The organism is Brevundimonas bacteroides DSM 4726, from assembly GCF_000701445.1.
Taxonomy (GTDB): Bacteria; Pseudomonadota; Alphaproteobacteria; order Caulobacterales; family Caulobacteraceae; genus Brevundimonas; species Brevundimonas bacteroides.
The window spans coordinates 115,992-128,032 of record NZ_JNIX01000010.1 but is presented as its reverse complement, the minus strand read 5'-3'; the positions used below and the strand labels follow the sequence as shown (position 1 = coordinate 128,032).

At 65.6% G+C, this 12,041-nt stretch carries 11 protein-coding genes; 10 read left to right on the top strand and 1 reads right to left on the bottom strand.

The window, feature by feature from the left end; translation table 11 throughout:
• The first annotated feature begins 6 nt into the window (after positions 1 to 6).
• The 9 genes from Q333_RS0110155 (at position 7) to Q333_RS0110115 (ending at position 6,987) form a co-directional block, all read left to right on the top strand.
• A complete protein-coding gene (locus Q333_RS0110155; RefSeq protein WP_029416720.1) occupies positions 7 to 2,259 on the top strand; it encodes a chemotaxis protein CheA in 2,253 nt (750 codons plus the stop codon).
• Positions 2,260 to 2,262: 3 nt separating this feature from the next.
• The gene (locus Q333_RS0110150; protein WP_029416718.1) at positions 2,263 to 2,721 is read left to right on the top strand and encodes a chemotaxis protein CheW; all 459 of its coding nucleotides are present in this window, start codon (positions 2,263 to 2,265) and stop codon (positions 2,719 to 2,721) included.
• Complete coding sequence (locus tag Q333_RS0110145; protein ID WP_029416717.1) at positions 2,718 to 3,581, top strand: CheR family methyltransferase; 864 nt, start codon at positions 2,718 to 2,720, stop codon at positions 3,579 to 3,581. Before Q333_RS0110150 ends, Q333_RS0110145 begins: the two co-directional genes overlap by 4 nt.
• Positions 3,574 to 4,599: a protein-glutamate methylesterase/protein-glutamine glutaminase gene (locus Q333_RS0110140; RefSeq protein ID WP_029416716.1), complete on the top strand. Its 1,026-nt coding sequence runs from the start codon at positions 3,574 to 3,576 to the stop codon at positions 4,597 to 4,599. The genes Q333_RS0110145 and Q333_RS0110140 overlap by 8 nt, the downstream gene beginning before the upstream one ends.
• A 16-nt stretch (positions 4,600 to 4,615) precedes the next feature.
• Positions 4,616 to 5,005 (top strand): response regulator, encoded by a 390-nt coding sequence (locus Q333_RS0110135; RefSeq protein ID WP_029416715.1) that lies wholly within the window; start codon positions 4,616 to 4,618, stop codon positions 5,003 to 5,005.
• A complete protein-coding gene (locus Q333_RS0110130; RefSeq protein WP_029416714.1) occupies positions 5,005 to 5,571 on the top strand; it encodes a chemotaxis protein CheD in 567 nt (188 codons plus the stop codon). The genes Q333_RS0110135 and Q333_RS0110130 overlap by 1 nt, the downstream gene beginning before the upstream one ends.
• An 11-nt stretch (positions 5,572 to 5,582) precedes the next feature.
• Positions 5,583 to 5,924, top strand: a complete 342-nt coding sequence (locus Q333_RS0110125; protein ID WP_029416713.1) for a hypothetical protein — start codon at positions 5,583 to 5,585, stop codon at positions 5,922 to 5,924.
• Positions 5,921 to 6,517, top strand: coding sequence for a response regulator (locus Q333_RS0110120; RefSeq protein WP_029416712.1), 597 nt, complete (start codon positions 5,921 to 5,923; stop codon positions 6,515 to 6,517). The genes Q333_RS0110125 and Q333_RS0110120 overlap by 4 nt, the downstream gene beginning before the upstream one ends.
• A 110-nt stretch (positions 6,518 to 6,627) precedes the next feature.
• Positions 6,628 to 6,987: a hypothetical protein gene (locus tag Q333_RS0110115; RefSeq protein WP_157072435.1), complete on the top strand. Its 360-nt coding sequence runs from the start codon at positions 6,628 to 6,630 to the stop codon at positions 6,985 to 6,987.
• 248 nt (positions 6,988 to 7,235) lie between these two features.
• Here the strand turns inward: Q333_RS0110115 and Q333_RS17015 are convergent, their stop codons facing one another.
• Positions 7,236 to 10,706, bottom strand: a complete 3,471-nt coding sequence (locus tag Q333_RS17015; protein ID WP_029416709.1) for an autotransporter family protein — start codon at positions 10,704 to 10,706, stop codon at positions 7,236 to 7,238.
• Between the two features lie 169 nt (positions 10,707 to 10,875).
• Between Q333_RS17015 and Q333_RS17010 the strand changes: the two genes are divergently transcribed.
• Positions 10,876 to 11,892, top strand: a complete 1,017-nt coding sequence (locus Q333_RS17010; protein ID WP_157072434.1) for a helix-turn-helix transcriptional regulator — start codon at positions 10,876 to 10,878, stop codon at positions 11,890 to 11,892.
• Positions 11,893 to 12,041 lie beyond the last annotated feature (149 nt).

The window sequence follows — 12,041 nt, the reverse complement described above, 5'->3', positions numbered from 1 at the left end:
ACCGACTTGGATCCGATGGAGGCGATCAGGGCCACGTTCTTCCAGGAATGCGAAGAACTTCTGGCCGACCTGGAAACAGGTCTGCTGGCGATGGAGGAAGGACAGGGCGACTCTGAGACCGTGAACGCCGTCTTCCGCGCTGTGCACTCCGTCAAGGGAGGGGCCGGCGCCTTCGGCCTTGATGGGCTGGTTCGCTTCGCTCACGTGTTCGAGACCACGCTCGATGGCGTCCGCAATGGCGAACTCGAGGTCGAGGCCAGTCTCGTCGCCCTGATGCTACGATGCGCAGACCGCCTTTCGGACCATGTGAGTGCGGCCAAGGTCGGAGAATCGCTGGATCCCGACGGTGATCAGGACCTCATCAAGCAGCTCGAGGCGTTCTGCGTTGCTGAGGAGGCCGGTGAGGCTGGCGAGCTGGACCTGCCTATAGCTTTCGCCGTTGTGCCCTTGAGCATCGGTGATGCTCCCGAGGCGTTCACGCCGTTGGTCGCATCAACTGAGGCTGGACCGGCCGAATGGCGCATCGAGTTCAAGCCGCATGCGACGCTTTATGCCAATGCAAACGACGCCAGCGTTCTTCTGCGAGAACTTGCGCGTCTGGGTGAACTTCGGGTCGAACTCAACGCCGACGCCTTGCCCGGCCTGGACACGCTCGATGTGTTCGGAGCCTATTTGTCCTGGACCCTCTGGCTGACGACAGAAAAAGCCGAAGCCGACATCCGCGACGTCTTCGAGTTTGTCGATGGCGACTGCGACCTCACGATCCGGGGACCCGGTGCGAATGACACGGTCGACATCGCCGTGACTTCCACGCCAGACATCGGAGATGGCGACCGAGACCTGATCCCCGCATCGGCCGGCCCGCTGGAGGGGGAGATGTCGCTGCAGGACCTTCTTGCCATGGCGCGCGGCGCGAGTTCCGACACCGCCGAAGCCGAAGCTGCGGCGGAGTCCGTGATCGCGACCGAACCGAGAGTCCTTAAGGAGCCATCGCCCCAAGTCTCAGAGTCGGCCAACGCGCCGTCAGCCAAGTCGGCCGGCAAGGCCACCGACGTCGCACAGCCGACCATCCGCGTAGATCTCGACCGGGTGGATCGTCTGATCGATCTCGTCGGCGAGCTTGTGATCAACCAGGCCATGCTGGCGCAGCAGGTTCATGAAGCTGGCCTGGCCAGGTCGGGCAACATCGCTCTCGGGCTAGATGATCTTGAGCAGCTGACGCGGGAAATTCAGGACAGCGTGATGGCGATCCGGGCCCAGCCCGTGAAGTCTGTTTTCCAGAGAATGCCTCGCCTTGTTCGTGAAGTAGCCAGCATGACGGGCAAGTCTGTCCGACTGGTGACAGAAGGCGAAGGCACCGAGGTCGACAAGACCGTGATCGAGCGCCTTTCAGAGCCGTTGACCCACATGATCCGCAATGCGGTGGATCATGGGCTGGAAAGCCCCGAAGCTCGGGTCGCGGCGGGCAAGCCGGCCGAGGGCGTAATCCGTCTGGCGGCCCTGCACAGGTCAGGTCGAATTGTCATCGAGGTCTCCGACGACGGCAAGGGCATCGACCGAGCACGCGTTCGCTCCATAGCGATCGAACGGGGGCTGATCGAGCCGGACGCCGTGCTGACCGAAGAGGAAGTCGACAATCTGATTTTCGCCCCCGGCTTTTCCACGGCCTCGGCGGTATCGGACATCTCGGGCAGAGGTGTGGGAATGGACGTAGTCAAACGCTCCATTCAGGCCCTGGGCGGCCGGATCAGCATCACCTCAATCCCCGGCAAGGGCTCGACCTTCACCCTGAGCCTCCCCCTCACGCTAGCGGTTCTGGACGGCATGGTCGTCAGTGTGGGCGACCACACTCTGGTCGTGCCGATCACCGTCATTGTCGAAACCCTGCAACCCAAGCCGGTGGACGTCCGGTCGCTCGGCCCGCACGCGACCGTACTGGCTGTCCGGGGCAGCCACGTTCCACTGATCGACGTTGGCAGCGCCATGGGGTTTCGTCCGGACCCGGCCTCAGGTTCAGGCGTGACCATCCTGGTCGAAAGCGAACTGGGCGGCCTGGCCGCGCTCCGCGTCGACTCGATCCAAGGCCAGCGTCAGGTCGTGATCAAAAGCCTTGAGCAGAACTACGACCAGGTGCCCGGCATCGCCGCGGCCACCATTCTGGGCGACGGCCGAGTGGCGCTGATCGTCGACGTCGACGGAGTCATCGCCTTGCGTCGCCAGACCGCCACTCGCCCCACACTTCTCGACAAAGCGAGCTGAGACATGAGCCTCTCCCCCAGCGTCGATCCCCGCGAACTCATCGCCTTCCACCTCGGCGGGCAGGAGTTCTGCGTAGATATTCGATCGGTTCTGGAGATACGCGGATGGGCCCCAGCCACCGCGATCCCGCAGTCGCCGAGCTATGTCAAAGGCGTCATCAATCTTCGCGGCACAGTCCTGCCAATCGTCGACCTCGGTGCCAGACTGGGCCTCGGCCCCAGTGAACCATCAGCACGGCACGTCATCATTGTCGCCCGCATCAGCAACAAGACGGTCGGGCTGCTCGTCGAGGCCGTGTCGGACATCCTGACGGTCTCCGATGATCGGATACAGCCGACCCCGGACGTCGCCTGCGATACCGTTCGCTCCTTTGTGAAGGGCGTGATCGCTCAGGACACGGGCATGATCAGCCTCATCGCGCTTGACGGAATCCTGCCCGAAACCGTCGCGGAAGCCGCATGACTGCACTGGCACGTCAAAAAGCCGACGACATCGCCGTCGCCGGCGAGTTCGTCTTCACCTGGCACGACTTCTCCTGCGTCGCAGCGATGCTCTACGATCTGTCGGGCATACATCTGGTCGAGGCCAAGGCGAGCCTGGTCTATTCGCGCTTGGCCAAACGCCTGCGTGAGCGACAGATCAAGGATTTCTCGTCCTATCTGGCGATGGTGGCTGATCCCCAGAGCGTGGAGGAACGCAGCGCTTTCCTCAGCGCCCTCACAACGAACGTCACACGGTTCTACCGTGAACCGCACCACTTCGAGCACCTTGCCGAGGTCAAGATGGACCAGTTGGCGCGCACTGCTCGGGCTGGGGGCAGGGTGCGCCTGTGGTCAGCAGGATGCTCCGCCGGTCACGAGCCCTACTCGATCGCCATGACCGTTCTCGAAGCCTTGCCGGAGGCTGCAAGGCTTGATGTGAAGATTCTCGCATCAGACATCGACCCTGTCATCGTGAATCGCGCTGCTACCGGTGTCTATTCACAGGGTGACGTCGAGCCGATTCCGCCGACAATCCTGCGCAAGCATGTGCGCCGCCAGGGTGACGGGTTCGAAATCTCGTCGGACGTCAAGGCTCTGGTTTCGTTCAGGGTGCTGAACCTCTTGGGCGACTGGCCCATGAAGAACCGGTTTGACATCATTTTCTGCCGCAACGTGGCCATCTACTTCGATGCACCCACTCAGGATCGACTGTTCCAAAGGTTCAGCGATGCACTGAACGATGGGGGACATCTTTACATCGGCCATTCGGAACGTGCCGAGGCGCGAGGCCTGATCCCGGACTCTCTGACCGCGTATCGTCGCGAGGCGCGGCATGGGTAGGACCCGCGTGCTGATCGTCGACGACTCGCCAACAATGCGGGCGTTGATCCGCCGTCAGCTGGCCGAGGACGTCTCCATCGAAGTGGTCGGCGAGGCTGGCGACCCGTTGGAGGCGCGCGAAGCCATCAAGGCTTTGAATCCTGATGTCGTGACACTCGACGTCGAGATGCCGAACATGAACGGGCTGGAGTTCCTGGAACGGCTCATGCGGCTGCGTCCGACGCCGGTCATCATGGTCTCGACGCTGACCCAAAAGGGTGCCGAGGCGACGCTTCAGGCGATGGAACTTGGTGCCGTGGACTGCGTCGGCAAGCCGGTGGGTGGCAGCAGCGGGGAGTTTGAGCAGATCGTCGAAAAGATCCGCATTGCCGCCTCGGCGCGTGTGCGGCCCCTTGGAGATCGCGCGCCCGTCTCGCGTCACGAGGCAGGCGGGTCCTATGTGCCAACGGCCGAGGTTGTCGCACTGGGGGCGTCGACCGGAGGCGTGGAAGCCCTGCTGACCGTCCTGCAATCCTTTCCGGCCGGGTGCCCGCCAACGGTTGTGACCCAGCACATGCCAGCCAACTTCACCAAGAGCTTCGCCGCTCGGCTGGACCGGGTCTGTGCTCCATCGGTCGAGGAGGCGAGCGACGGCGCCCCCCTGGCCGCCGGCAAGATCTATCTGGCCCCAGGCGGACTGACGCATCTGCGCGTGGTGCGCTCAGGAGACAAAATCATCTGCCGTCTGGATACCGATGGCCCCGTCAGCGGGCACAGGCCATCTGTCGACGCGCTTTTCGCCTCGGTCGCCAAGGCCGGGCCACGGCACGCGGTCGGGGCCATCCTGACCGGCATGGGCCGCGACGGGGCGGCAGGACTCCTGGCCATGCGGCAGCAGGGCGCGAAGACGCTGGGGCAGGATGAGGCGACGAGCATCGTCTACGGCATGCCGAAAGCGGCGGCCGACATGGGCGCGATTGACCAGCAGTTGCCGCTCGAACGGATCGGCCCCGCGATCCTTAGAGCCGCGGCGCGGTAGAATAGGAAGGAGTTTCATGCCCGCAGCAAGCGACCTCAAGGTTTTGATCGTCGACGATCAGCAGACGATCCGCGCCTTGGTCCGCGCCGGATTGAAGGACATCGGCGTGACTGACATCGAGGACGCGGTCGATGGCGAGGCCGCGTTGAACGTGCTTTTATCAAACCGGCGCAACCTCATCATTTCCGACTTCAACATGCCCAATCTGGACGGGCTTGGTTTGTTGCGCGCTGTCCGGATCGCCCCCCAGCTGAAGGCGATCGCCTTCATCATGCTCACCGGCCGGGCCGACACGGCGCTGTTGCAACGGGCGCAACAGTTCGGGGTCAACAACTATCTGGTCAAGCCGTTCACAGTCGCGACCCTGAGAGAAAAGATCGAACAAGTCTTCGGGCCGCTAACGTGATGCTTGCAACGTCCCGCATTGGCGACCTGACGCCCTCGGAGCACCGTGTGCACGTCGTGCAGGGTAGCTTCGAAGTGACAGATCGACCTGAGATCGTGTTTTCCACGATCCTAGGATCGTGCGTGTCTGCCTGCGTGCGGGACCCATCTCTGGGTGTCGGCGGCATGAACCACTTCCTGCTGCCAGAAGCCCCAGGCAGCGGTGCAGAGGACCGCCGCTACGGCGTGCAGGCGATGGAGCTTCTCATCAACGGCCTGCTGCAGCTCGGGGCCAAGAGGGACCGGCTGGAAGCCAAGGTGTTCGGGGGCGCGCGCATGACTGCCGGCCTGATGGACGTGGGCGGGAAGAACGCAGCCTTCGTGCGCCGTTTCCTCTCCGATGAGGATATCCCCATTGTGGCGGAATCCCTGGGCGGCGACCAGGCTCGCCGTATCCACTTCTGGCCAGCGCTGGGCAGGGTGAAACAGCAGCGTGTTCAAGACCCCGCCGTGGTCGTCCGAGAGCAAGTCCTCGTCAAGCCCGCTCCCGCCGCCCAGTCCACCGGAGAGCTGGAACTGTTCTCCTGAGGTTCACAGTCATGATCGACAGACAAAACCTGGCCTTGGTCTTTGCCAGATTGGGTGCCGAAGTCTCGGACTGGGCCGACGCATCCGAGCGGCTTGAATCGATTGGTCTGACCGTCCCGGCGGAGCACGCGGTGACGCTGCAAAGTCTCGATGCCATGACTCAGCATCTGAAGGAGATCAGTGCTCTGCTTCTAAGGTTGTCGGCGGCGACCGATGACGGCGCAACGCTATCCCCGGACGAGGTCAATAGGTTCACGCGTCTTATCACTCTTGCTGGTCTCCAGCAGCGTCTGACCGGGGAAGTGAACGTGACCGCCGAAGCCGGCGAGGTCTGCGAGCTATGGCTAGCATGACATCGCGCAGCGACGCCCGCATCAATCTGAAGGACGTCAAGGTCCTGTGCGTCGATCCGACTAACCAAGGCCTTGATATCCTTGCAGCCATGCTGAAGGGGTTTGGCGTAGAGCAGACGGTCCGTGTGCACACCGCAGCCGAAGCGAAGGACCACCTCGCGCGTACTGCCTTCGACATGGTTATCGCCGATGCAGACCTGGCCGACGAAAGCGGCTTCGATCTGGTTCGCTGGCTAAGGCGCAGCACCCTAGACCCCAATCGCTATGTCCCGTTCATCATCACCTCGGGACAGGCCAATGGCGGTGTGGTCAACTCGGCGCGAAGCTGCGGTGCCAGCTTTGTTGTCGCCAAGCCGACATCGCCCGCAGTGTTGATGCGCCGTATCCTATGGGTTGCAGCCGGCGGCCGCCAGTTCGTCGAGAGCCCGGGCTATGTCGGCCCTGATCGTCGATGGAAATTCGAGGGGCCGCCGCCGGGCTCTCCTGGGCGGCGGACCACCGACCAGGAGATCGAAGTCGGCTTCGCCCGGGAGCCGAACCTCAGCCAGGATGAGATTAACGCTGTCTTCAAACCGCAAAAGATTTCCCTATGAGCCAGGTTAGATTCCTTCAGGTCACGACCTCACTCGAGCGCAAGTGCCGCGCCCCGGGGGGTATGAGGGTCTCAGAGGCAGTCTCACGCGCGGATGCCGGAGTGTTCGCGATGGCCGACGGCTCTATCGAGATGCTCAAGCAGTGGCTTGATCGGCTCGAGGGGCTTGTGGGCGACGGTTCAACGCCGCCCAGCCTGGAAAACCTGGTCGAGATCCGGCGGCGAGTTAATGAAATGCTCGGGTTCTGTGGGCCGCTACGATCCAAGGCGATACCCGAAGCGCTCCACGCCATCTCTAAAATGGCTGATGCAGTAGAGCTTAGTCCAGTGTGGCTGCCGAACAGCTTTCATCATGTTCTATCCACGATGAAAATGATGCTCGACTCTAGAATCGACGATGGCCAAATGAGAGTCATGTTGGAATACATCTGGAAACTCGTCGATAAGTACGGGGCCCTATCCAAGAACTAAACAGCTGGGTGACGCCGCAACCGCCGAGTGGCCTCTGTTCTCATCGCTTCTCACGTCCCCCCTGACCAGGAAGCGATCGCTCGGGGCATACCTGTTGCAATCATTGCCGAGCGGATGCCCTTCTGGCCTCAGCCCAGAGTGGCTAATCTCTGTGGGTCACTGGCGGTGCTGTCAGTCCAACACGAACTCGTCTCCGGAAGGCGGCGTGGACGGTGACAGGCCCTACCTTGTAGCCTCAAACTCTATGTCTAGAATCGAGTGCTTGCCCTGATCTCTAGCCCGTGGAGAGTGAACCGCGACGCGGCCTGGAGGCGGTAGCCGAGGTCGAGCCTCAGGCCATCCTCAGACCGCCACCCGACAGTCGCCTCCACGACCGCGCTCTCGGCGGCGACCGCGTCGACGTTCAGGAGATACAGCGGGCTGTCGGCCCAGTCGGCATAGCGCACGCCCTGGACCACATCGCCGTCGAAAGCGTGTCGCCATTCGATCCGGCCGCCGGGCGTCAGCACGCTGCGACCCATCTGAATCCGCCATGACGCGCGCAGCCCCAGGATGGCGGAAGTGCGGTCGAAGCCTTCGGCCTCGTAGCGCAGGGCCTGCGGTCCGGCTCCGGTTTCGACGAAGGCGTCGAAGTCGAAGCTCTGGGTCTGGAGGCGGCCATAGGCGTGCAGGTCGCGCCGCCCGGTCCTGTGCTCGATCCCGGCCCCGAGGGAGGCCCAGTCCACCGTGGCGTCGCGCTGGCCGACGCCCAGGGCCCCGGTCGTCGTCACCTGACGCCGCATCTGAAGGTCCAGCGTGGTGCGGCCCAGCGCCCCGTCCAGGAACAGACCCCGCCGGGGCCGCCAGCTGCCATAGGCGGCCAGCGTCAGGGCCTCGGCCTCAGATCGACTTTCGCCAGACCCGACCTCGGTCCGGTCCTCGCCCCAGCCGACGCCCCCGCCCACGATCAGATGATCGCTCAGCTTCACGTCCAGCCCGGCGCTGAGGCCCGTGGTGGTGATGCGGAAGTCGCGGCGCCCGGTCGTGGCGTCACGGCGGCCCCAGTCGACTGTGCCCGAGGCCCAGACGCCGATGGGGCCGGGGCCGGCGTCGCCGGCGCCGCCCTGGGGCGGGGCTGTGTCGCGGCGGTCCGCCCGGGCCAGCTCGGGCCTGGCCCCTGGGCCGTCGCCGATGACCACGCGGTTCAGGAAGGCGCGCTCGCGCTCGGCCTCATCGACCGGTTCCTGACCGAACAGCCCGCCGCTGCGGCGGGTGCCAGGGTTCGACCGGGCAAAGCCCAGGTTGACGCCGACATTGCTTTGGCTGGCGTTGACGCCGTCGCGCACGCCCTCCAGTCGCCGGGTGAAGTTGTCGATCTGGGTCTCGGACAGACGCCGTGCCGCGTCGAACTGGGCGTCCAGGGTGCCGCGCACCTCGGGGTCCAGCGTCGGGTCCGGGCGCGGGGCGACGGTGATCGTGGCCGTGCCCTGACCGGTCGCGGCCGCGTTGGTCAGGCTGAAGCCCACCTCGACCGGGCCGGTGTAGCGCCCCGCCGAGGTGAAGGTCATGCCAAAGGTCCGCGCCGTCGCCGTGCCGCCCGGCGTCACCACGGCGGTCCCCGCGGTCGAGGGTGTCACCGACACGACCGCCGCCCCGATGAAGGGTCCGCCCCGCGCGCCCGTGGTCAATTCCAGCGTCACCGGCCGGCCGGCCTCGGTCTGGGCCGTCAGGGCGGCGGGAATGGGGGCCAGGTCGGTGACGACACGCGCCACGCCGGGGGCCGAAGTCCCGAACGGCAGGTCGATGACATAGCCGATGGTCACGGCGCCGCTGTCGGTCAGGGCGGGCGTGAAGACCAGGTTCAGTCCCTGGACGCTGACGGCGCCGAACGCCGGAGCCTGGGTCACCCGGATCGCGTTGAACGGCCCGCCGGTCAGCCCCGCCGTGGGCGACAGGCGAAGCGTGGCATTGGACGCCAGCCGCCCTTCCAGATCGGGCGCCTTGCCCGTGACGCGAAAGACGAAGGTGGCCGGCTCCGAGGTTCCGCCGGGGCCGAACCCGACCAGCGTCACCCGGTCCTCGCCCATGAAGGTCGCGCGGGGCCGATAGACCAGGCGGAAGCGTCGGCCGGGCGCGGCCTGGGCCCCGTCCTTGGCCGGATCGGCGGCGATGGGCTCTTCCTCGATGGTGGCGTCGCCGTTCGAAGGGGCGCCGGTGACGCGAAATCCGGTGATGACGCCGCTCCCGGTATCGCCCAGCACCAGGCTGAACGGGTCGTTGGGCGATCCCGGCGGCTGGACCACGGGCGGGGGCGGGGTGACGACGGGCGGCGGCGGGGCCGCGACCGTGATCGACACCGTCGCCGGGCTCGAGGACCCGCCCGGTCCGGTGGCCACATAGGTCAGGCTGTCGGCCCCGAAGAAGCCGGTGTTGGGCCGATAGGTCAGGGTCGTCCCCGAGATCGAGGCCGTGCCGTTCGCCGGACCCGACGCCACCTCGACCCCCGTCACATCGCCGCCGACGTCCAGTCCGATGGCCTGACCCGCAGAGTTGAACGCCACCTCCGCCGAGATCGACCCCGCCGTCGGAGGCGGGGGGGGCGGCGGAGGGGGCGGTAGGGGCGCGCCAACGTAGGTGAAGTCGTCCGCGGCCGTGTCGGTGTTGGCCAGGGCGTTTACACGGGCCGAGACCCCGACCGTGCCCGTTCCGGCCGGGGCCGTGGCGATGATCTGGGTCGCGCTGTTGATCGTGAACGAGGTGGCCGAGACGCCGCCGAAGCGCACGTCGGTCACGCCGGTGAAGTTGGTTCCCGTGATGGTCACCACCGTGCCGCCCGCCGCGGGGCCCGTCCCGGGGGAGATGCCGGTGATGGCGGGCTGCTGGGCGAAGCTCACGGTACAGACGACCTGGGCGCGGTCCGCTTGACCCGTCACGGTGATCCGGTTGGTGGCCGTGTCCAGCGTCGCGGTTCCGATGTTGCAACTGACATTCGAAACTGATCCTGACGGGTGGGGACCGGGCGCGAATGTGTAGGTTTGGCCGGTCTGTGTGATGAACGGGACCAGGAGATTGTAGGTCTGGCCGGCTGCAGCCCGGACAGGTGAGGTGCCAAAGCGGAGGACGCCCGAGCCTGAAACATAGGTGTTTGTGTGGTTTTCGCCATACGGCGAAGGCTGGAAGGCGATGCGACTCCCAGGAACGTCCACCGTTCCGTGCGCGATAGTCACCGACACGGTACCGGACGGGTTGGGTCCGGTGGCAGTTGTTGAGTAACTGAGGCCGAGCGCCGGGGTGTGGAGTGTTTCGGCGGTTTCTGAATCGATCGGAGTTGCCGTGGATGACCCGTAGCTCGAGATTGCGGCGTAGTCGCCTTCGGTCCCCGGAAAGCTGGTGAAGACCTCATACACGCCCGGCGCCGATATGGTGATGCCGCTCTCATGCGGCGAATTGATCGTGAAGCTGGCGTTCTGGAGCGTCGAGGTGACGGTATAGGTGTAGCGATAGCGCCAGTTGCCGGGCTGCTGAATGCCGCGACAGGTCGTTCCCCCGCTGTCCGTGAAAGTCCCGGACGATCCTGCAGCAAAAGTGTAGCTGATGTTCTCGGAGTAGTGATTGGGACACCCGCCCGGGAACAGAGCCTGAGCCTGTGCCGCTGGGGGAGCCGCGCCCAAGGCCACCAAAGCTGTGGCGACAGAAAAGATCGCCAGCAGCCATTCTCTCCGCAGCTTCCCGCCGGCCATCCTTCCCGCCTCATCGCAGCCGGCCTCGCCCTAGCCATGCGGACGGTTGCAACCGGACGCATCAGATTTACGGTGGCGCTTGGAACAGACAACCGCCGGGTCGGGATTTGAGACGCAGGGCAAACGCTTTGAGACGCACGGCAAGGTTCGCGTCGCGAAGGTGCTCGCGGTGACCGCCCCGACGACGCCGGCATCCGTCCGCATCGACGCGGCGCTCGACCCCCGCGACCGCTTCGAAAACTGGCGCGAGGCGGTCTCGGCGGTGTTCGACATGGAGGTCGCGGATACGACCGCCTTCGATTGCGGCATGACCTCCTGGAAGCTGGGCCAGCTGGTGCTGGGCGGCTTCTGGTCCACCGGCAATGCCTTCGTTCGCGACCGGCGAAAGATCGCGGCCAGCGGCGTGGAACACTACGTCGTCCAGACCCTGATCCAGGGTCGCAGCGTCGTGCGCGAGGGGGCGGTCGAGGGCGACTGGCCGGTCGGGTCCGTGCGCATTCTGGACATGACCCGGCCGATCCGGACCCAGGCGGACGCCTTCTCCAACCTGACCCTCATCATGCCTCGCCCGGTGCTGGAACCGCTGTTGGGCGCGCCCGACGACCTGCATGGAGCGACCCTGGCGCCGGACAGCGTCGGGGCGGGCGTGCTGCGCCGCCTGCTGCGCGATCTTTCCGACCATGCCGCCTCCATGACGGAAGTGGAAGCCCAGGCCCTGGGCCCCGGCGTCGCGGCCATGGTCGCCTCCTGCTTCGGCCCTTCGGTCGCGGCCGCCGAGGCCGCCCGCGCCCACCGACCCGCCGCCACCCTCAGCGCCCTCCAGCGCCACGTCCGCGCCCATGTGGCGCGACCCGACTTGTCAGCCGAGAGCCTGTGCCGCGACTTCGGCCTGTCGCGTTCGACCCTCTATCGCCTGTTCGAGCCGCTGGGCGGAGTCCAAGCCTGGATCCGGGGCCAGAGGCTGGACGAGGCCTATCGCCGCCTGACCGCGCCGGGCGGGACCAACCGGCGCGTGGCGGAGGTGGCGCGCGAGCTGGGCTTTCCCAGCGAGACCAGCTTCAGTCGCGATTTCCGCCGCCGCTTCGACCTTTCGCCCCGCCAAGCCACGCTGTGTCCCGACGGTCCGCGCCAAGCGGCGACAACCGACTCTGGTTTGGCGTTCCGCGACTGGATCATGCAGACCTGAACAGCGGCCGGAGATCTGCGGTAGAGCGCAAGATGGCCTGGGTTCAGGCACCCGGGCTGGCCCAACGACGGGAACGCGCCGCAGACGTCCCCAGTGTCCGGATCCGGCGGATTTCCTCTGGCGGAGGCTGGCGTTGACGACGCCGGTCC

Bases quoted from the DNA above. Each gene is read 5' to 3' on its own strand.
- Q333_RS0110140 (WP_029416716.1), top strand. From the start codon at position 3,574: ATGGGTAGGACCCGCGTGCTGATCGTCGACGACTCGCCAACAATGCGG.
- Q333_RS0110135 (WP_029416715.1), top strand. From the start codon at position 4,616: ATGCCCGCAGCAAGCGACCTCAAGGTTTTGATCGTCGACGATCAGCAG.
- Q333_RS0110125 (WP_029416713.1), top strand. From the start codon at position 5,583: ATGATCGACAGACAAAACCTGGCCTTGGTCTTTGCCAGATTGGGTGCC.
- Q333_RS0110150 (WP_029416718.1), top strand. From the start codon at position 2,263: ATGAGCCTCTCCCCCAGCGTCGATCCCCGCGAACTCATCGCCTTCCAC.
- Q333_RS0110145 (WP_029416717.1), top strand. From the start codon at position 2,718: ATGACTGCACTGGCACGTCAAAAAGCCGACGACATCGCCGTCGCCGGC.
- Q333_RS0110115 (WP_157072435.1), top strand. From the start codon at position 6,628: ATGGCCGACGGCTCTATCGAGATGCTCAAGCAGTGGCTTGATCGGCTC.
- Q333_RS0110120 (WP_029416712.1), top strand. From the start codon at position 5,921: ATGACATCGCGCAGCGACGCCCGCATCAATCTGAAGGACGTCAAGGTC.
- Q333_RS17015 (WP_029416709.1), bottom strand. From the start codon at position 10,706: ATGGCCGGCGGGAAGCTGCGGAGAGAATGGCTGCTGGCGATCTTTTCT.
- Q333_RS0110130 (WP_029416714.1), top strand. From the start codon at position 5,005: ATGCTTGCAACGTCCCGCATTGGCGACCTGACGCCCTCGGAGCACCGT.